The 16,656-nt window shown below is 72.1% G+C and carries 20 protein-coding genes and 2 pseudogenes; 15 read left to right on the top strand and 7 right to left on the bottom strand.

The features are described 5' to 3' along the window. Nucleotides 1-3: 3 nt before the first annotated feature. Genes G567_RS27785 through G567_RS0109270 form a run of 3 tightly spaced genes read left to right on the top strand, consistent with a single transcriptional unit; the run spans nucleotide 4 to nucleotide 2,868 of the window. On the top strand, nucleotides 4-777 hold the full coding sequence (locus tag G567_RS27785; RefSeq protein WP_084796003.1) for an XdhC family protein: 774 nt from the start codon (nucleotides 4-6) through the stop codon (nucleotides 775-777). Beyond that, nucleotides 774-1,640, top strand: a complete 867-nt coding sequence (locus G567_RS27780) for an AAA family ATPase (protein WP_051232656.1) — start codon at nucleotides 774-776, stop codon at nucleotides 1,638-1,640. Before G567_RS27785 ends, G567_RS27780 begins: the two co-directional genes overlap by 4 nt. 34 nt (nucleotides 1,641-1,674) lie before the next feature. Then, a complete protein-coding gene (locus tag G567_RS0109270; RefSeq protein ID WP_028929763.1) occupies nucleotides 1,675-2,868 on the top strand; it encodes a vWA domain-containing protein in 1,194 nt (397 codons plus the stop codon). 18 nt (nucleotides 2,869-2,886) lie between these two features. On the opposite strand, the gene G567_RS0109265 is transcribed toward G567_RS0109270, so the two are convergent. The 3 genes and pseudogenes from G567_RS0109265 to G567_RS34070 all read right to left on the bottom strand — a co-directional run. Continuing rightward, nucleotides 2,887-3,366, bottom strand: coding sequence for a flavin reductase family protein (locus G567_RS0109265; RefSeq protein ID WP_051232720.1), 480 nt, complete (start codon nucleotides 3,364-3,366; stop codon nucleotides 2,887-2,889). 229 nt (nucleotides 3,367-3,595) lie between these two features. Further along, nucleotides 3,596-3,809: pseudogene (locus G567_RS33030) on the bottom strand (L-serine ammonia-lyase, iron-sulfur-dependent, subunit alpha); the annotation flags it as partial. Then, nucleotides 3,802-4,415: pseudogene (locus G567_RS34070) on the bottom strand (PLP-dependent aminotransferase family protein); the annotation flags it as partial. The pseudogenes G567_RS34070 and G567_RS33030, both read right to left, overlap by 8 nt. On the opposite strand from G567_RS34070, the gene G567_RS33020 reads away from it, so the two are divergent. Both G567_RS33020 and G567_RS35445 read left to right on the top strand, forming a co-directional pair. Further along, a complete protein-coding gene (locus G567_RS33020; protein ID WP_028929759.1) occupies nucleotides 4,350-4,850 on the top strand; it encodes an MFS transporter in 501 nt (166 codons plus the stop codon). The pseudogene G567_RS34070 and the gene G567_RS33020 overlap by 66 nt on opposite strands. A gap of 685 nt (nucleotides 4,851-5,535) precedes the next feature. Continuing rightward, on the top strand, nucleotides 5,536-5,760 hold the full coding sequence (locus G567_RS35445; RefSeq protein ID WP_028929758.1) for a hypothetical protein: 225 nt from the start codon (nucleotides 5,536-5,538) through the stop codon (nucleotides 5,758-5,760). A 19-nt stretch (nucleotides 5,761-5,779) separates the two neighbouring features. Here the strand turns inward: G567_RS35445 and G567_RS0109240 are convergent, their stop codons facing one another. Continuing rightward, nucleotides 5,780-6,793, bottom strand: coding sequence for a sigma-70 family RNA polymerase sigma factor (locus G567_RS0109240; RefSeq protein WP_028929757.1), 1,014 nt, complete (start codon nucleotides 6,791-6,793; stop codon nucleotides 5,780-5,782). Between the two features lie 158 nt (nucleotides 6,794-6,951). Beyond that, nucleotides 6,952-8,178 (bottom strand): alpha/beta fold hydrolase, encoded by a 1,227-nt coding sequence (locus G567_RS27765; protein ID WP_051232654.1) that lies wholly within the window; start codon nucleotides 8,176-8,178, stop codon nucleotides 6,952-6,954. 262 nt (nucleotides 8,179-8,440) lie between these two features. On the opposite strand from G567_RS27765, the gene G567_RS0109230 reads away from it, so the two are divergent. The 3 genes from G567_RS0109230 to G567_RS0109220 all read left to right on the top strand — a co-directional run bounded on the left by G567_RS0109230 (nucleotide 8,441) and on the right by G567_RS0109220 (nucleotide 10,010). Next, complete coding sequence (locus G567_RS0109230; protein ID WP_028929756.1) at nucleotides 8,441-8,881, top strand: helix-turn-helix domain-containing protein; 441 nt, start codon at nucleotides 8,441-8,443, stop codon at nucleotides 8,879-8,881. A 69-nt stretch (nucleotides 8,882-8,950) separates the two neighbouring features. Then, nucleotides 8,951-9,337: a hypothetical protein gene (locus tag G567_RS0109225; RefSeq protein WP_028929755.1), complete on the top strand. Its 387-nt coding sequence runs from the start codon at nucleotides 8,951-8,953 to the stop codon at nucleotides 9,335-9,337. A gap of 142 nt (nucleotides 9,338-9,479) precedes the next feature. Then, the gene (locus tag G567_RS0109220) at nucleotides 9,480-10,010 is read left to right on the top strand and encodes a hypothetical protein (protein WP_028929754.1); all 531 of its coding nucleotides are present in this window, start codon (nucleotides 9,480-9,482) and stop codon (nucleotides 10,008-10,010) included. A 40-nt stretch (nucleotides 10,011-10,050) separates the two neighbouring features. Here G567_RS0109220 and G567_RS0109215 read toward each other — a convergent pair whose 3' ends face one another. Then, the gene (locus G567_RS0109215) at nucleotides 10,051-11,574 is read right to left on the bottom strand and encodes a DUF7782 domain-containing protein (RefSeq protein WP_028929753.1); all 1,524 of its coding nucleotides are present in this window, start codon (nucleotides 11,572-11,574) and stop codon (nucleotides 10,051-10,053) included. A 60-nt stretch (nucleotides 11,575-11,634) separates the two neighbouring features. Here G567_RS0109215 and G567_RS0109210 point away from each other — a divergent pair, with 60 nt between their 5' ends. The 7 genes from G567_RS0109210 to G567_RS0109180 all read left to right on the top strand — a co-directional run bounded on the left by G567_RS0109210 (nucleotide 11,635) and on the right by G567_RS0109180 (nucleotide 15,684). Next, nucleotides 11,635-12,057, top strand: a complete 423-nt coding sequence (locus tag G567_RS0109210) for an HhH-GPD-type base excision DNA repair protein (protein ID WP_261763879.1) — start codon at nucleotides 11,635-11,637, stop codon at nucleotides 12,055-12,057. Nucleotides 12,058-12,067: 10 nt separating this feature from the next. After that, nucleotides 12,068-12,514 carry an ArsR/SmtB family transcription factor gene (locus G567_RS27760; RefSeq protein ID WP_051232652.1) on the top strand — a complete coding sequence of 149 codons (447 nt, stop codon included), beginning with the start codon at nucleotides 12,068-12,070 and terminating at the stop codon, nucleotides 12,512-12,514. A gap of 126 nt (nucleotides 12,515-12,640) precedes the next feature. Continuing rightward, on the top strand, nucleotides 12,641-13,327 hold the full coding sequence (locus tag G567_RS0109200) for an energy-coupling factor ABC transporter permease (RefSeq protein WP_028929751.1): 687 nt from the start codon (nucleotides 12,641-12,643) through the stop codon (nucleotides 13,325-13,327). Continuing rightward, nucleotides 13,324-13,632: an energy-coupling factor ABC transporter substrate-binding protein gene (locus G567_RS0109195; RefSeq protein WP_028929750.1), complete on the top strand. Its 309-nt coding sequence runs from the start codon at nucleotides 13,324-13,326 to the stop codon at nucleotides 13,630-13,632. The genes G567_RS0109200 and G567_RS0109195 overlap by 4 nt, the downstream gene beginning before the upstream one ends. Further along, complete coding sequence (gene cbiQ / locus G567_RS0109190) at nucleotides 13,632-14,378, top strand: cobalt ECF transporter T component CbiQ (protein ID WP_028929749.1); 747 nt, start codon at nucleotides 13,632-13,634, stop codon at nucleotides 14,376-14,378. The genes G567_RS0109195 and cbiQ overlap by 1 nt, the downstream gene beginning before the upstream one ends. A 34-nt stretch (nucleotides 14,379-14,412) precedes the next feature. Then, nucleotides 14,413-15,273 carry an energy-coupling factor ABC transporter ATP-binding protein gene (locus G567_RS27755; protein WP_051232650.1) on the top strand — a complete coding sequence of 287 codons (861 nt, stop codon included), beginning with the start codon at nucleotides 14,413-14,415 and terminating at the stop codon, nucleotides 15,271-15,273. A 90-nt stretch (nucleotides 15,274-15,363) separates the two neighbouring features. Beyond that, nucleotides 15,364-15,684 carry a DUF3099 domain-containing protein gene (locus G567_RS0109180; protein WP_028929748.1) on the top strand — a complete coding sequence of 107 codons (321 nt, stop codon included), beginning with the start codon at nucleotides 15,364-15,366 and terminating at the stop codon, nucleotides 15,682-15,684. A 32-nt stretch (nucleotides 15,685-15,716) separates the two neighbouring features. On the opposite strand, the gene G567_RS0109175 is transcribed toward G567_RS0109180, so the two are convergent. After that, on the bottom strand, nucleotides 15,717-16,646 hold the full coding sequence (locus G567_RS0109175; protein ID WP_051232648.1) for a pseudouridine-5'-phosphate glycosidase: 930 nt from the start codon (nucleotides 16,644-16,646) through the stop codon (nucleotides 15,717-15,719). Nucleotides 16,647-16,656 lie beyond the last annotated feature (10 nt).

The raw sequence follows: 16,656 nt of genomic DNA, 5'->3' as shown, positions 1-16,656 counted from the left end.
GCCGTGAACGGCATCGGGCTGGCCGGCCGCGCCGGGGAGCTGCGCGGGTGCCGGACCCCGTTCGTGCTCGCGACGGTGGTCCGCGCCGAGCGGCCCACCAGCGCGAAACCCGGTGACCAGGCGCTCGTGCTGCCCGACGGGACCGTGGAGGGTTTCGTCGGCGGGGTGTGCGCCGAGTCGACGATGCGGCTGGAGGGCCTGCGGATGCTGCAGCGGGGCGAGTCCGTCCTGCTGCGCATCACGCCGGGCGGCGGCGGGGACGCGGCACCCGAGCCCGGGCTGCGGACCGTCGAGAACCACTGCCTTTCCGGGGGGAGCCTGGAGATCTTCCTGGAGTCGGTGCTGCCCGCGCCGCTGGTGGCGGTCCTCGGCGACGCCCCGGTCGCGCATGCGCTGCGGCGGGTCGGGGAGGCGTTGGACTACGACGTCCGCCCGATCATCGATCCGGTCGCCGCGCTCCCGGCCGACACCGCCGCGGTCGTCGTCGCCTCGCACGGGCGCGACGAGGCACGGGTGCTGACCGCGGCGCTGCGGTCGGGGGTGCCCTACATCGCGCTGGTGGCGAGCCGGCGCCGGGCCGCGGCGGTGCTGGGTGGGCTCGACGTCGAGGAGGAGCAGCGCCGGCAGGTGCACGCCCCGGCCGGCCTCGACATCGGCGCCCGCACCCCGGGCGAGATCGCCCTGTCGATCTTTGCCCAGTTTGCCGCTGCGCGGCTCGTGAGCGAGAAGTCACGTTCCGGCGGTACTGCACACCCACGGGCGCCGGAGGCGCCGTGAACGTCGACGGACTGCGCGCGGGCCTGGAACGCACCGGATATCTCGCCGACGATGCGCTGGCCACGGCGCTGTTCCTGGCCGTCGCGATGGGCCAGCCGATCCTGCTGGAGGGCGAACCCGGGGCCGGGAAGACGCAGGCGGCCGTGGCACTGGCCGAGGTGCTCGACACCCCGCTGCTGCGCCTGCAGTGCTACGAGGGGCTGACCGCGTCCGAGGCGCTCTACGAGTGGAACTACCCCCGGCAGCTGCTCTCGATCCGGCTGGCGGAGTCGCGGGGAGAGCAGCTGCGCGACGCCGACCTGTTCACCCCCGACCATCTGCTCGCCCGGCCGTTGCTCGCCGCGATCAGCCATCCCGGTCCGCGGCCCGCGGTGCTGCTCATCGACGAGATCGACCGGGCCGACGACGAGTTCGAGGCGTTTCTATTCGAGCTGCTCGCCGAGGCGGCGGTGACGATCCCGGAGTTGGGCACCCGCCGGGCGGTCGTCCCGCCGGTCGCGGTCCTGACCTCGAACCGGACCCGCGACCTGCACGATGCGCTCAAGCGCCGCTGCCTCTACCACTGGATCGGCTATCCCGGCCCGGCGCGCGTCGAGGAGATCATCCGCCGCCGGGTGCCCGTGGCGGCCGGCTGGCTGGCCGGGCAGGTGGCGGGCGCGGTGGCCCGGATGCGCGGGCTCGACCTGCTCAAACCGCCCGGGGTCGCCGAGGCGATCAGCTGGACGACCGCCCTGCACATGCTCGGGGTCCCGGCGCTCGACGACGCCGCCGCCGAGCGCACCCTGGGAGCGGTGCTCAAATACGACGAGGACATCGGCACCGCCCGCAACGCGGGCCTGGCCACTCTGATCGCCCGTGCCTGAGCGGACCCACGTGCCCGCGAGTCGGGTATCCCCTGTGACCGGTGACCTGCCCGCGCTCGCCGCCCGGTTCGCCGCCGCCTGCCGCGACGCCGGGCTGCCGGTCGGGCCGGACCGTGCCGAGCGGCTGACCCGCGCGGTGCTTGCCGCCGAACCGGCCACGACGCGCAGGCTCTACCACTGCGCGCTGGCCACCCTGGTCACCGACCCCGCCCAGATCCCGGTACTCGAGCGGGTGTTCGCCGCGGTGTTCGGCGGTCTCGTCGACGAGGCCGAACACCGCGGCGACCCCGGTTCGCCGCCCCTGGACCCCGCCCCGGACGCGGCCGGTCCGGCCGCGTCCGGATGGCCGGGCGCGGCCGGGAACGGGATCGCCCGCACCGGGGGGCGGACCGGTGACCGGCCCGACCGGCCGGCAGAAACCCCGGTGCGCGCGGCGGCGAGCGCGGCCGAACGGCTCGCGTCCCGCGACTTCGACGTGCTGACGCCCGAGGAGCTGCGAGTCCTGGCCGCGGCGATGCGGCGGTTCGGCATCGCGACGCCGCCGCGTCGCTCCCGGCGCACCCGCCGCGCCGGGTACGGGCGCCGCATCGACCTGCGGACCACCCTGCGCGGGGCCCGGCGCACCGCCGGCGACCCCGTCCGGCTCGTCCGGCGTACCCGCCGGCCGCGGCCGAGGCGGCTCGTCGTGCTGTGCGACATCTCCGGCTCGATGGAGCCCTACGCCCGCGCGCTGCTGCAGCTGCTCTACTGCGCCGGCGGCGCCGCCCGCGCCGAGATCTTCACCTTCGCGACCCGGCTGACCCGGCTCACCAGGGCGTTGGCCCACACCACCCCGGCCGTCGCGCTGCAGCGGGCCTCGACGCTGGCCCCCGACTGGTCGGGCGGCACCCGGATCGGCGAGGCCCTCAAGCGGTTCCTCGACGACCACGGCGCCCGCGGGATGGCGCGCGGCGCTGTCGTACTGATCATCTCCGATGGCTGGGACACCGGCGACCCCGACGAGCTGGGCGCGCAGATGGCGCGGCTGTCGCGGCTGGCCCACCGGGTGGTGTGGGCCAACCCCCGCACCCGGCACGCGGACTACCGCCCGCTGGTCGGCGGGATGGCGGCGGCTCTGCCCTACTGCGACGCGCTGGTGAGCGCGCACCGCCTCGACGCACTCGGCGAGCTGCTCGCCGCGCTGGCCGACGGCGGGCCGGCCACCCGCAGGGTCAGGCCCGGGGGCTGAGCTCGGCGAGCATCCCGCTCACCGGTTGCCCTCCTTGGGGGCCGAGACGTCGGCGATACCGTAGCGGCCGCGGTAGAACAGCAGCGGCAGCCGGTCCGGGGCGGCACCGAGATCGTGCACGTGGCCGACGGCGATGGTGTGATCACCGCCGTCGTACTCCTGCCAGAGCGAGCAGTCGATCCAGGCGCTGACCCCTTCGAGGATCGGCGCGCCCGACGGCGCGGGCTGCCATTCGACGCCGGCGAACTTGTCCACCCCGGAGCGGGCGAACCGGAGACTGTGGTGCTGGTGGTCCTCGGCGAGCACGTTGACGCAGAACCGGCCGATCTCGCGGATCTTGGGCCAGGTAGTCGACGTGCGGGCCGGGCAGAAGCTGACCAGCGGTGGATCCAGCGACAGCGAGGCGAAGGACTGACAGGTGAACCCGACCGGCCGGGCGCCGCCGTGGGCGGTGATCACGACGACGCCGGACACGAAGTGGCCGAGCACGTCGCGCATGACCGCCGGATTCACCGGGCCCGGGGGCGCGCCGGCACTCGACGGAATTCCTGACACAGCCCAAGGTTAGGCACCGCGTGCCGCTCCTGACCATCCGCCCCGCGCGTCGCGCACCGGACCCGGAGCTCCGGTTGCCGCCCACCGGCCCGTCGCGATCAACACTCGACGATGTTGAGCGCGAGACCCCCGCAAGGCCATCAAGACGATGCGCGAGACCGGCGCCGACCTCGGCACCGGAGATCGAGGCGTTCTCCTTGAACAGCGTGCCGATGGCGGCCGTGGTGAGCAGGAACCGGATCACGCCGTCATCGTCGGCGCCGGGGCAGAACCGGTGGTAGTAGTACAGCACGGCCGGGACGATCCCGGCGGCCCCGTTGGTGGGGGCGGTGACGATCCGGCCCCCCGGCAGCGTTCTCCTCGTTCACCGCGAGCGCGTAGAGCGTAGGCGCTGACCTCGTCGGCGATGCGCCGGAAGGCGGCGAAGTCGAGGTGGCGGGGATAGGCCGACCGGCCGGCGATGATCAGCTTGGGCCTGTGCTCGCGGGCCAGCCGCGCGACCTCGTCCATGTTGACGAGGTGGTCGGACTCGCGCACGTGGTAGGCCGCGACGTCATAGAGCCTGCCGGAGAAGTTCAGCCGCATCCCGTGGGTGAGGCGACCGCCGTGGGCGAGGTCGAGGCCGAGGATGGTGTCGCCGGGCTCCAGCAGGGCGGCCATCACCGTGGCGTTGGCCTGCGCCCGGAGTGCGGCTGGACGTTCGCGTACCGCGCGCCGAACAGGGCACGCAACCGGTCGATCGCGAGCCGCTCGACGACGTCGACGTGCTCACAGCCGCCGTAGTAGCGCCGGCCGGGGTAGCCCTCGGCGTACTTGTTGGTCAGCACCGAGCCCTGCGCGGCCATGACCGCCAGCGGCGCGAAGTTCTCGCTCACGATCATCTCCAACGTCGTGCGCTGCCGAGTGAGCTCGGCGGCGACGGTCGCGTGCACCTCGGGGTCGGTCTCGCCGAGGGTGCGATCGAGGACCGTCCTGCCGAGGTCCGGGGCGATGCTCCCGGTCTGCACGGATTCATCTTCTGCTCGGCGGCGCTTTCGGACCGGTTCGGCCGGAAGAAGGCGCTGATTGCGGGAGCAGTGCTGTTCATGGTGGGCACCGTGCCCCTGTTCGCCGTTCTCGACACGGCGACGTTCGCCGCGATCGTGGTGGTACAGATCCTGCCGGGCGCGTTCCTGACCCTGAACGACGGCACACTCGCCTGCTATCTCACCGAATGCTTCCCGACCCGCGTGCGCTACACCGGGTTCGCGTTCAGCTTCAACACCGCGAACGCGCTCTTCGGCGGTACCGCCCCGTTCATCGCCACGCTGTTGATCTCCACAACGGGCAGCAAGCTGGCGCCGGCCTACTACCTGGCCGCAGCCGCGGTGGTGGCCCTCTTGGCCATGCTCGCCTGCCCGGAGACCGCAGGCCGGCCGCTGGCCTGAGCGGTCCTGATTGTCGACGGAAAGTAGAGAAACGAACCTCGAACGACTCAAGGACATCCACAACGGCGCGAAGGACGCACCGACGTTCTCCGCCATGGAGATGGAGCGAAGGTTCACCCTGCTGCGCAAGCACATGGCCGAGTCGGGCATCGGCGGTGCTGTTCACCAGCTACCACAACATCAACTATTACAGCGACTTTTTATACCCCGCATTCGGCAGGCCCTATGGCCTCGCGGTCACCGAGGACAGCCACGCCACCATTTCGGCGAATATCGACGCAGGCCAGCCGTGGCGGCGCAGCTTCGGTGACAACATCGTCTATACCGACTGGCGGCGCGACAACCATCTGCATGCGGTCGCCACCGTGCTCGAGCGGGCCGGTGTGCGCAGCGGCCCTGCTCGGTGTGGAGGACGACCGCATCCCGGGCCTGCTGCGCGCCCACGTCGCCGACGCGGTGCCCGCGGAGAAGATCGAGCTGATCCGGCACGGCGCGCGGATCGCGGATCTGGGCGGCGGGGCCGTGGTCGCCGCGGTGCGCGAGGGCGTCCCGGAGCACGAGGTCGCGCTGGTCGGCACCCAGGGGATGGTCCGCGAGATCGCCCGCACCTTCCCCGATAACGAGATCTATCAGGCCCATGGGCTGTTGCCGAACCGGACCTTCGGCTACGGCCATTCCTTTCGGGGTGCCGTCGCACTACTACGGCCGGGAGGCTGGCCTCGAACACGCCGGCTACGTCGAGCGGGACCCCACGAGCGGCCGCTTCCGCCTCGGGCTCGGGCTGCTGGCGCTCGCCGGCCCGCTGCCCGCACCTCGCTTCCGGATGCCCGCACAGATGATCGAGGCGCTGGTGCACGACGTCGTCGACGCCACCAAGGAGATCTCGGCGCGGCTCGGCCACGCCGGATGACCGAGCCCGCCGGACCTCCTCAGCTGGCGTAGGCCCGCAGCCGGTCGGCCCGTTCGCCGATCCGCAGCTTGGCCATGACCTCGCGCTCGATCTGCCGGACCCGCTCGCGGGACAGCCCGAACGTGCGGCCGATCTGGTCGAGGGTGCGCGGCTGGCCGTCGTCGAGGCCGTAGCGCAGCCGGATCACGTTCTGCTCGCGATCCTCCAGCGTGGACAGTACCCGGCGCAGGTCGTCGTGCAGCAGGTGGGAGATCACCGTGTTCTCCGCGTCGGTGGCCTCGGCGTCCTCGATGAAGTCCCCCAGGGGGGCCTCCTCCTCCGAGCCCACCGGCATGTCGAGACTCACCGGGTCCCGCGCGTGGTCGAGCAGGTCGGAGATCTTCTCCACCGGCAGGCCTGACTCCGCGGCCAGCTCCTCGTGGGTGGCCTCGCGACCGAGGCGCTGGTGCAGATCCCGCTTGATCCGGGCCAGCTTGTTCACCTGCTCCACCAGGTGCACGGGCAGTCGGATGGTCCGGGCCTGGTCGGCCATGCCCCGGGTGATGGCCTGGCGGATCCACCAGGTCGCATAGGTGGAGAACTTGAAGCCCTTGGCGTAGTCGAACTTCTCCACGGCACGGATCAGCCCCAGGTTGCCCTCCTGGATGAGGTCCAGCAGCGGCATCCCGCGTCCGGTGTAGCGCTTGGCCAGGCTCACCACGAGCCGCAGGTTGGCCTCCAGCAGGTGATTGCGAGCCCGTTCCCCGTCGCGAACGATCGCGCGCAGGTCGGCGGCGTACCCGAGGTCGAGCGCGGTGCCGTCTGCGGCCGCGCTGTCGAGCACATGCTTGGCGAACACGCCCGCCTCGATTCGCTTGGCGAGCTCGACCTCCTGCGCGGCGGTCAGTAGCGGGGTCTTTCCGATACCGTTGAGGTATACGCGGACGAGATCGGCTGCTGGGCTCTGGGCGTCGAGGTCCTCCGCGGACAGCTCGGCGGCCGGTGCGTTGTCGAGCGCGGTGCGCTGCCCAGGAATGGTCTTCGGCGCTGTCATCTGGTTCCTCCCCTGCGCGACCGGGCGGAACGCTGTGGCGACTGCCGCCCGGGCTCTCACAGGGAAGAACGTGCGTCGACCGATAAACGTTCCCGCCCAGCCGTATCGGCTGGGCGGGTGAACGTGGAACCGGTCACCTGTCGTGGCGGCGTCCGCACTCAGGGGATGGACAGCCGGTGGATCTCCTCGAGCATCGGCGGCCAGTCCTGGGCCAGCGCGTCGCGTCCCATGAACAGGCCGAGGTGCCCACCCTGGGCGGTGCGCAGCGTGATCTGCTCGCGCGGCGTGCTGACGGCGTCGGCGGCGGCGAACACCTGCGGCGGCGGCGTGATGTGGTCGGTCGAGCCGGCCAGCAGGAACAGCGGGCAGGTGACGGCGGCCAGGTCGGCGCGGCGGCCGTCGACGACGAGTGCGCCGGAGATGAGCTGGTTTCGCCAGAACAGGTGCTCGACCAGCCACAGGTAGAACGCGCCCGGGATGTCCTGGGTGTACTTGAACCAGTCTTCGAAGTGGTGGTAGCGCTCGAGGTGGGCCGGGTCCTCGATGTTCTCCAGCAGTTGCAGCTGCCGGGAGAGCTCGGAGTGCGGCTGGATGTGGATGAAGTTGCCCAGCACCGCGCGGCCGGGCATGTTGCCGCCGCCCAGCCCGACCAGCGCCCGGTACGGAGCCAGCCCGAACGCGCGGGTGAGCGCGATCGTCGAGGCGGCGATGACGGAGTCGCCGGCGTGGAAGTCGATCGGGGCCCCGGCGAGGGTCAGGGTGTGCACCCGATCGGGGTGCAGCGCGGCATAGATCGCGGCGAGCCAGCCGCCCTGGCAGTCGCCGATGATGTTCGCCCGCCCGCCGATCTGGCGCACCGACCGGTCGATGACCTCGAGGTAGTCGGTGATGGTGATGTCCCGCGTCGCCCGCGTCGCCGGTCGCCACTCCAGGACATAGAGCCTGGTCAGCCCGGCCGCCTGGATGACCGAGAGCTGGCTCTGCCGGGGGGAGAAGTCGACGACGGTGGAGGAATGGCCGGCCTGCGGCGGCAGCACCAGCGTGGGAACGACGCCGGCGTCCCGGCCGGTCCGGTGCTCGTCGCGGGTGAAGTCGCGCAGATGCGCGAACGGAGTGCTGAGCACGATCTCGTTGTCGAGATGCCAGTTGGGGGCCTGGCGGTCCAGCATCGCCGTCCACCACCGAAGGCCGCGGGTCGCGACGTCGAACGGCGTGCCGGCGCGGGTCAGGGCATCCGCCCAGACGGTCCCGGCGGCGCGGGAGACCTCGGCAAGGCTACGCACCGTGTTGACGGTGTGATAGTCGAGCAGGAAACGGAGCGGACCGTCCGATACGGGAGCGGGACGGGCCACGGTTTCCAGGGGTGGGTCCACGAGGCTGGTCATAGTCCTTCTCCCATCGACGCTGATGTCCGATTGCTTGGATGTCCAAGTGTCCAGACAGTAGATTTGATTCGGATGTTGAGCAATAGGCTGGTTACCGGAAAGTAGCGATCGTTATGTTACGCAGAGTCACGCGGATTCGGCCCGGGCCCACCCAGATGGCGTCTCCGGTGCGGTCGCGCGGCGGGTCCGAAGCCCGGGGCGACGTCGAGGTGGCCGGGCGGGAGAATGATGTGGCCATGAGACACGGCGACGGCGGCGGATCATGAGCGAGTCGCGGACCGGAGACACGACGCCCAGCGGCGCGGACAAGGTCTGGGCGGCGCAGGTCAACGCGCTCGGCGGGTTCATCCGCGCGCAACGGCAGATGGCCAAGTTGTCCCTGCGCGAGATGGCCTCGCTGACCAGCGTGTCCAACGCCTATCTCTCCCAGATCGAGCGCGGGTTGCACCAGCCGTCGCTGAAGGTGCTGCGCTCGATCGCGGACGCGCTGCAGTTGTCCACCGAGCAGCTGCTCAAGCAGGCGGGCTGGGTCGATTCCGACCGGACGCAGGCCAACGGCACGACCGCGGGCGCCGGGGAGGATGCCCCGACGTCCACGGAGGACGCGATCCGCGCGGACCCGCGGCTGTCCGATGAGCAGAAGGCCGCGCTTCTCGGGGTGTACCGCAGCTTCGTGGAGGGGCCAGGGCCACACTCGGGGTGATTGACATACTTAACGCCGGTGCGTAACTTAGATAGCGGACATCCACTCCCAGCCAGAAAGGACGAGTAGATGACCGTGGCTACCGACCAGTTCATCGACCTCGCCAAGCGTAGCCAGGAGGCCGTCACCACGGCCGTTCGTACCTGGGCCGACACCGTGCAGACCTACGCGGGCACCATGACCGGTACTCAGGCGAAGCTGCCGGACGCGCACGCCTTCGTCGACAGCACCTTCGACTTCGCCGAGAAGGTGCTCGCCAACCAGCGGCAGCTCGCGCACACGCTGTTCAGCGCCGGCACCCAGACCGTCGAGGCGGTCACCGACCAGGCGGCCCGGGCCGCGGAGTCGGTCAGCGCGCAGATGGCGACCGAGAAGGCCGCGGCGAAGCCCGCGCCCGCCGCGGAGGCTCCCGTCGCCAAGGCCGGCGCCGCGCGCGCCGCACAGGCCAAGAGCTGACGTTCCGTCGACAGTTCTGCGGCCCCGCCCGCTCCCCCCGGGAGCGGGCGGGGCCGTTCTGGTGCTGCTGCTGCGCTGCGCGGTTAGGGTCTGGCCTGTGGCACGCGCATTGGTGACCGGGTCAGGAGAACGAGCCAGGAGGGTGGCCGAACGGTTGGCCGCCGAGGGCATGGAGGTCGTGACGGCAGGGGATTTCGCTGAGCTCGCGGCGCTCGACCTCGAGGCCGGTCTCGATCACTACGTCCAGCTGCCGGTCGCGGTACATCCCGCCGGCCAGACCCTCGTCGGACGGGTGCGCTCGTTCCTTTCGGAGGGTCTGCTCGGGCGCTTCGCGCTGCTCGACCGGCTGCTGCCGGTGCTGACCAGTGCGAAGACCGTCGTCCTCGTCTCGGGGAACACGCCCGGCACCACCGCCCTCCCGGACGACGAGCACTCCAGGCTCGCGTTGCTGCACGTTCTCGCCCACGCGACCCGGGCCGAGCTCGCCCCGCACGGCGTGGCCGTCACAGTCGTCAACGGCGCCCGGACCGACATCGAGATCGTCCGCTTCGCACTGCGCGGCGGGGCGGACCCGACGGCCCGGCTGGTCGGCGAGCCGGGCGAACAGGTCACGAGCAAGCAGTACGAGGACTGGCGCACCGAGGTGATGGGCCTGGTGCAGGTCCACACCTGACCCTCCCCCGCCGTGAGTGCGTAACAGTGTTAGAACACTGTTACGCACTCACGGCGGGCCAGCCGTCGACGGGAAGCAGCACGCCGTGCCGGACGAGTTCGCGCACCGCCGGCAGGGCCGCGGCCACCACGGCGTCGTGCGGCCGGTCGTGGCCGAGCGACACCAACGCGATCAGCTCCGAGAGCGGCAGCTCCCCGCGGCAGCCGGCCAGCAGTGCGGCGGCGGGTTCGTCGACCTCGTGGCGCCAGCGCGGTCCGTCACCGCGCACGAGCGCGGCACCGGCATCGGCCCAGCCCCCCTCCGTGCCCGGAGTGCTGTAGCGCTCCAGCACCGCGGTCGGACTGAGCGCGAGGCGCGCCGCGAGCAACGCCTCGTCCGAGGAGTGCGCACGCAGCCACTCCACCCGGTCCAGCCAGCCCGCGGCCTCGCCACCGAGCGGGTCGGCCAGCTCGCCGGGCAGATCCTCGACGACCACCGTCGGGGCCGCATCGGTGCGGCGCAGCAGGATGTGGCCGAACCCGATGCCCTCGACGCGTTCGCGTTCCATCCAGTCCATCCAGTGCGACGCCTGCGCCCTGGCCTGTGGTGAGTCGAGGTCGAGACCTGCGTCGCGCTGCCAGGTGCCGACGTGCATCGCCGGATCGACGACCTCGCGCTGCAGGATCCACGCGTCGCAGCCCGGGGGCAGCCACTCGCACACCCGGTCGGGCCAGTTCTCGCCGAGCACGTGCAGCCACGAGCCCAGCAGCTGGGCGAAGCCGCCCGGGACCAGCACGCTCGGGAGCTTGCGCAGCAGCGCGGCCAACGCCGCGTCACCGGCCTGGCCGGAGTCGCGGTAGATGTAGTCGACGCGCGCGGGTCCCGGTACGAACGGCGGGTTCGACACGATCTGGTCGAACTCACGGTCGGCCACCGGCTCCAGCCACTGGCCCGCCAGCAGTTCGACGTCGACGTCGCTGAGCGCGAACGTCGCCGCCGCCATCGCGAGTGCCCGCGGTGCCACATCGGTGGCGACGACGACGCCCGCGTGCCTGCTCGCGTGCAGCGCTTGGATGCCGCACCCGGTGCCGAGATCCAGCAGACCGGTGACCCTGCGGCGCACGGTCGCCGCGGCCAGGGTCACCGAGGCCCCACCGGCGCCGGTGACGTGGTCCCGCTGCTGGCGCACGGCCGGCGTCTCGAGGTCGGAGACCACCCACCACGCGTCCTCGTAGGGGTCGCTGTCGCTGCCCGCGTCGTCGCCGTAGGGCCGCACGTCCAGCGCAGCGACCAGACCGTCGGGGGTCTCCCGCAGCAGCCCCGCGGCCACCAGATCGGACGGGTGGCCCAGCGCCGCGGCGACGGCAGGCTCGGGCTCGGCGCCGCCGAGCAGCAGCAGCCGGACGATCACGCCGAGCTCGCCGGCGCCGCGGGTGGCGCGGAAGGCGGCTTCGGGCTCGCCGCGGCTCAGCGCGGCGTGCGCCTGCGCGCCGAGCAGCGCGTGGACACCGCCGGGAGTGTAGTCGTGGTCGAGGAAGAAGCCGCGCAGCCGAGGGGCGAGGCCGGAGGACAACCGGGGGAGCACGCCGCCATCCTCCCGGATCGGGGGCGGATCGCCCCTGACCGGATCGATAGGGTGCGGGTCGTGAGCCTCAGCCTGGCCCAGGACGCCGACGCCGACGTCCTCCTCGACCGCGACCCGCCGGCGCTGCATCGCTACCCGAGGTCGATGGCGCAGCGGGTACAGGCGCTGGCCGCCGCCGTCCTCGAGGGCTACGACGGGGACGTCACCGCGATCTGGACGGGCCTCGACAGCGGCCGCGAGCTGTTCCGCAGGCTTGCCGCGCTGCCCGGATTCGGCAGCCAGAAGGCGCAGATCTGCACCGCGCTGCTGGGCAAGCAGCGCGGGGTCACCCCGCCGGGCCGGCGGGAGGCCGCCGGAGACTACGGCGAGGACGGGGTGCACCGGTCGGCCGCCGATGTCGTCGACGCGGAGTCGCTGGTCCGGGTGCGCGAGTACAAGCAGGCGATCAAGGCCTCGGCCGGTAACACCGCCACGAAGGGATAACATCGCCTCCGTGCACAGAGTCCCGACCACGCGCCGCGGGCTCCGGGTCATCGATCCGGATCAGGTGTGCGACGCCACCGCCGTGCTCGCCGACGGCGAGCGGCTGCAGCACGCCGCGACGGTGCTCGACGCGATGGGCGAGGTCAATCGGCTGAGCATTCTGCTCGCCCTGCACCACGCCGGTGACCTGTGCGTGTCCGATCTGGCCGTCGCCGTGGGCATGAGCGACAGCGCCGTCTCGCATGCGCTTCGGTTGTTGCGCGCGCACGGGATGGTCACCGCGCATCGCGAGGGCCGGCTGGTGCGCTACCGCATCGCGGGTGGGTTGGCCAAGCTCCTGCTCGAGGTCGTGTCCGCGGAGGTCGTTCGCCCGACGCGACTGCACGCCCACGGCCATCTCGACGATGATGTCGACGGTCCGGCCGACGCACCCGAGGAGCACGTCGCGTCCTCCTGACCCGCCGTCGCGCCGTCGGGGTGCGAGGTGAATAACTGATGAGTTGTTCAGTCTTGAAGCCCGATCGAGGTGCGCCGTAGGGTCCCGGACCGAGGCGACAACGTCGCGGATCCGAGGAGCATTTCCATGCACATCGCCGAGGGCTATCTGCCGCCGCTGCACGCCGTGGCGTGGACGGTGGCCGCGGCGCCGTTCGTCGTTCACGGCGCCCGTGCGGTGGTCCGCCAGCTCCGCACCGATCCCGAGTCGAAGCTGCTGCTCGGTGCCGCCGGAGCGTTCAGCTTCGTGCTCTCCGCGCTGAAGATCCCGTCGGTCACCGGCTCGTGTTCCCACCCGACCGGCACCGGGCTGGGCGCGGTGCTGTTCCGACCACCGGTGATGGCCTTGCTCGGCACGATCGTGCTGTTCTTCCAGGCCACCCTGCTGGCGCACGGCGGCCTGACCACGCTGGGCGCCAACGCCTTCTCCATGGCTGTCGCCGGTCCGTGGGTCGCCTATGGCGTGTACCGGCTGGCCCGGCGGCTCGGCGGTGGCCTCGCCCTCGGGGTCTTCCTCGCCGCGGCGCTGGGTGATCTCGCCACCTACTGCGTCACGAGCGTGCAACTCGCGCTCGCGTTTCCGGACGCCGCCTCGGGCGTGCTGGGCGCGGTGGTGAAGTTCGGCTCGATCTTCGCGATCACCCAGATTCCGCTGGCCATCAGCGAAGGACTGCTCACGGTGCTCATCGTCCGGCTGCTGACCAGGGTCAGCCCGGCCGAGCTCACCCGGCTCGGCCTGCTGCGGCCTGCCCCGGGGAAGGAGATCGCGGCGTGAAGCGCGCAACACTGGTCAACTGGCTGTTGGTGCTCGCGGTGGTCACCATCGCCGCCGTGCCGCTGGTGTTCATCGGCGGCGAGTTCGGCGGTGCCGATGGGATCGCGGCGGAGCGGATCGCCGCCGACCACCCGGACTACCGGCCCTGGGCCTCCGCGTTGTTCGAGCCGTCGGCGGAGGTGGCGTCGGGGCTGTTCGCGCTGCAGGCCGCGCTCGGCGCCGGATTCCTCGGCTACTACTTCGGTGTGGTCCGCACCAAACGACGGCTGCGCCGCGAATCCGACGCTCCTGACGGCGAGGGCTGATGCTCCCGCTCGACGCAGCCGCCTACACCAATCGGTGGCGGCCCCGCCATCCCGGTGAGAAGGCGTTCCTGTCGCTCGGACTGCTGGTCTGCGCCGTCGCGCTGCCGCCGTGGCCGGGCGCACTCCTCGTCGGCGCCGTCGCGGCTGCGCTGTTGCTGGGTCCGGCCGGGGTCCGGCCGGGGCAGGCATGGCGGGTGCTGTCGGTGCCGCTGGGATTCGTCACGGTCGGCTCGCTGCCGTTGCTGGTGGCGGTCGGGGGCACGCCGTGGATCCGGTTCGAACCCGCCGGGCTGCCGCTGGCGCTCGAACTGGCCGCACGGGCGACCGCGGCGTTGCTGAGTCTGCTGCTGTTCGCCGCAACGACGCCGCTGTCCGACACCCTGCCCCGGCTCGCCCGGCTCGGGGTGCCGGCGGCGGTCACCGAGGTCGCGACGCTGATCTACCGGATGCTGTTCCTGCTCCTGGACTCGGTGCACGCGGTGCGCGAGGCGCAGGCCAGCAGGCTCGGCTTCCGCACCTGGTCGACGTCGTACCGGTCGCTGTCCGCGCAGGGTGGCGCGATCTTCGTGCGGGCCTTCGACCGGGCGCGGCGGCTGGAGGACGGTCTTGCGCTGCGCGGGTACAGCGGGTCGCTGCGGGTCGAGGTGGAACAGCGGCCGGTGTCGCGGCCGTTCGTGGCGGCCTCCGCGGTGCTGCTGGGCGCGGTGGTTGGCGGGACGCTGGCGCTGCGCGGGGTGATGGGGTGACCGCCGACGTACTCCCTGCCGCGGAGGCGGCGTTATGACCGCGCCGGTGTTGGCCGCGCGCGGGCTGCGCTTCGGCTACGAGCCCGATCGTCCGGTTCTCGACGATGCCGACCTCGCGCTGCATGCCGGGCGCCGGCTCGCCGTGCTCGGTCCCAACGGCGGCGGCAAGACCACGCTGTTCCGGCTGCTGGTCGGTGCGCTCGCGCCGACGGCCGGACAGGTGCTGCTCGACGGCGACCCGATTCGGCGGTCCCGGCGCGGCCTCACGCAGCTGCGCACCCAGGTCCAGCTCGTCATGCAGGATCCCGACGACCAGCTCTTCGCCGCCAGCGTGCATCAGGACGTGTCGTTCGGGCCGGTCAACCTCGGGCTGCCGGGGGATCAGGTGCGTGCCAGGGTCGCGGCCGCGCTCACCGCGCTGGGCATTGCCGACCTTGTCGACCGTCCCACCCATCTGCTGTCGTTCGGCCAGCGCAAGCGGGTGGCGATCGCCGGGGCGGTGGCGATGCGCCCGCGGCTGCTGATCCTCGACGAGCCGACCGCCGGGCTCGACCCCGCCGGTGTCGAGGAACTCTTGGAGTCCCTGGCGGAGCTGCATGCGGCCGGCACCACGCTGGTGCTCTCCACCCACGACGTCGATCTCGCCTACCGCTGGGCGGACGAGGTCGCGGTGGTGGCGGGGCAGCGGGTCCAGGTGGCCGGGGTGGAGGATGCGCTCGGCGATCCGGCGTTGCTCGCCGCGGCCCGGCTCGGGCCCGCCTGGGCCCCCGCGGTACACCGGCTGCTCGACGGTCTGGGCCTGCCCGGTCGGCCGCGGACGGCCGCCGAGCTCGTCGCCACCCTCACCGCGGCCGCGGAGGCGGGAACCCGGCCAGCGCCCCGGGGCGCCGGGTGACACGATGGGGTCCTGCGCGTGGCCGGTATCGCCCGGACCGGTGCGGCACCGTCGATCACAGCGCCGAGCAGCGTCAGCGAGGGAGGGGTCGTGGAGGACCCGCAGCGGAAGCCTGAACCAGTTCTGATCACGGACGCGGCGATGTCCCACGAGGAGGAGATCGAGGTCCGCAAGCATCGTTACAAGATCTTGTGGGGCCTTCGGTTGCCGTTCATGGTCCTCGCCGCGGTCTTCTACCAGATCCCGTGGCTCGCGGTGACCTTGCTGGTGCTGTCGATCCCGCTGCCGTGGATGGCAGTGATCATTGCGAACGACCGGCTGCCGAAGAAGGCCGAGCGGCCGAGCCGGTTCCGTCGCGGGCGTCCCGAGCTGGAGTCGCCGTCCAAAGGCGCAGTTGAAGGCTCCCTGTGAGTGCGTAACAGTGTTCTAACACTGTTACGCACTCACAGGGCGAGCTGGCGAGCCACCTTCGCAGCGAGCTCGGCATTCGCTCTGACCAGCGCGAGGTTGGCTGCTTGACTCGCCCCGCCGCTACCGGAGTGGATGTGCCCGAGCAGCGCGGGCGTGACGTCCTTGCCGGTGATCCCGCGCTCGGCGACCATGGCGAGCCCCTCGGCCAGCAGCCGGTCGTGCAGCGCGCCGTCGAGTTCGTCGGCCGCCGGGACCGGCTGGGCCAGCACGAGGCCCGATCCGATCACCCGGTGCGCCCGCCACACCGCGGCCACCTGTGCGACGCTGTCGACCCGCCGCGGCACCGGATTCCCGGAGTCGCGCCGGTAGAAGCCGGGGAAGGCGTCGGTCCGGTATCCGAGCACCGGAACCGACTCGGTCTCCAGCACCTCGAGGGTCGTTGCGACGTCGAGGATCGACTTCACTCCCGAACACACCACGAGGACCGCGGTGCGGGCCAGCGCGGCCAGATCGGCGGAGACGTCCCAGCTTTCGCGGGCGCCCCGATGGACCCCGCCGAGCCCACCGGTGGCGAACACCTCGATACCGGCCGCCGCGGCGAGGGCCACGGTCGCCGCCACGGTGGTCGCTCCGCTGCGGCCCAGCCCGACGGCCACCCCGAGGTCACGTGCGGAGAGCTTGTCCAGGCCCCCGGCGCACACCCGGTCGAGCTGGGCCGCGTCGAGCCCTACGTGGGGCTTCCCCTCCAGCACCGCAACCGTCGCCGGGATCGCGCCGTGCGCCCGGACCGCGGCCTCCAACGAGTCGGCGACGCCGCGGTTCAGCGGTGCCGGGAGGCCGTGGGCGAGCAGGGTGCTCTCCAGTGCCACCACCCCGCGGCCCGCGGCGAGCGCGGCCGCGACCTCGGGGGCGATCTCGGGGGACGTGACGGGGGAGCGGACGGATCGGGGCACGTACGGCATCATGGAGGAC

This window comes from Pseudonocardia asaccharolytica DSM 44247 = NBRC 16224, from assembly GCF_000423625.1.
GTDB classification, from domain to species: domain Bacteria; phylum Actinomycetota; class Actinomycetes; order Mycobacteriales; family Pseudonocardiaceae; genus Pseudonocardia; species Pseudonocardia asaccharolytica.
Note: the sequence above shows the minus strand (reverse complement) of the source record. Positions and strands in the feature narration are given on the sequence as shown.

What these genes read in the sequence shown, in the direction of transcription:
- G567_RS27765 (WP_051232654.1), bottom strand. Translation starts at nt 8,178, where the DNA reads ATGACCAGCCTCGTGGACCCACCCCTGGAAACCGTGGCCCGTCCCGCT.
- G567_RS0109200 (WP_028929751.1), top strand. Translation starts at nt 12,641, where the DNA reads ATGCACATCGCCGAGGGCTATCTGCCGCCGCTGCACGCCGTGGCGTGG.
- G567_RS0109225 (WP_028929755.1), top strand. Translation starts at nt 8,951, where the DNA reads ATGACCGTGGCTACCGACCAGTTCATCGACCTCGCCAAGCGTAGCCAG.
- G567_RS0109240 (WP_028929757.1), bottom strand. Translation starts at nt 6,793, where the DNA reads ATGACAGCGCCGAAGACCATTCCTGGGCAGCGCACCGCGCTCGACAAC.
- G567_RS0109265 (WP_051232720.1), bottom strand. Translation starts at nt 3,366, where the DNA reads ATGCGCGACGTGCTCGGCCACTTCGTGTCCGGCGTCGTCGTGATCACC.
- cbiQ (WP_028929749.1), top strand. Translation starts at nt 13,632, where the DNA reads ATGCTCCCGCTCGACGCAGCCGCCTACACCAATCGGTGGCGGCCCCGC.
- G567_RS27755 (WP_051232650.1), top strand. Translation starts at nt 14,413, where the DNA reads ATGACCGCGCCGGTGTTGGCCGCGCGCGGGCTGCGCTTCGGCTACGAG.
- G567_RS0109175 (WP_051232648.1), bottom strand. Translation starts at nt 16,646, where the DNA reads ATGCCGTACGTGCCCCGATCCGTCCGCTCCCCCGTCACGTCCCCCGAG.
- G567_RS0109230 (WP_028929756.1), top strand. Translation starts at nt 8,441, where the DNA reads ATGAGCGAGTCGCGGACCGGAGACACGACGCCCAGCGGCGCGGACAAG.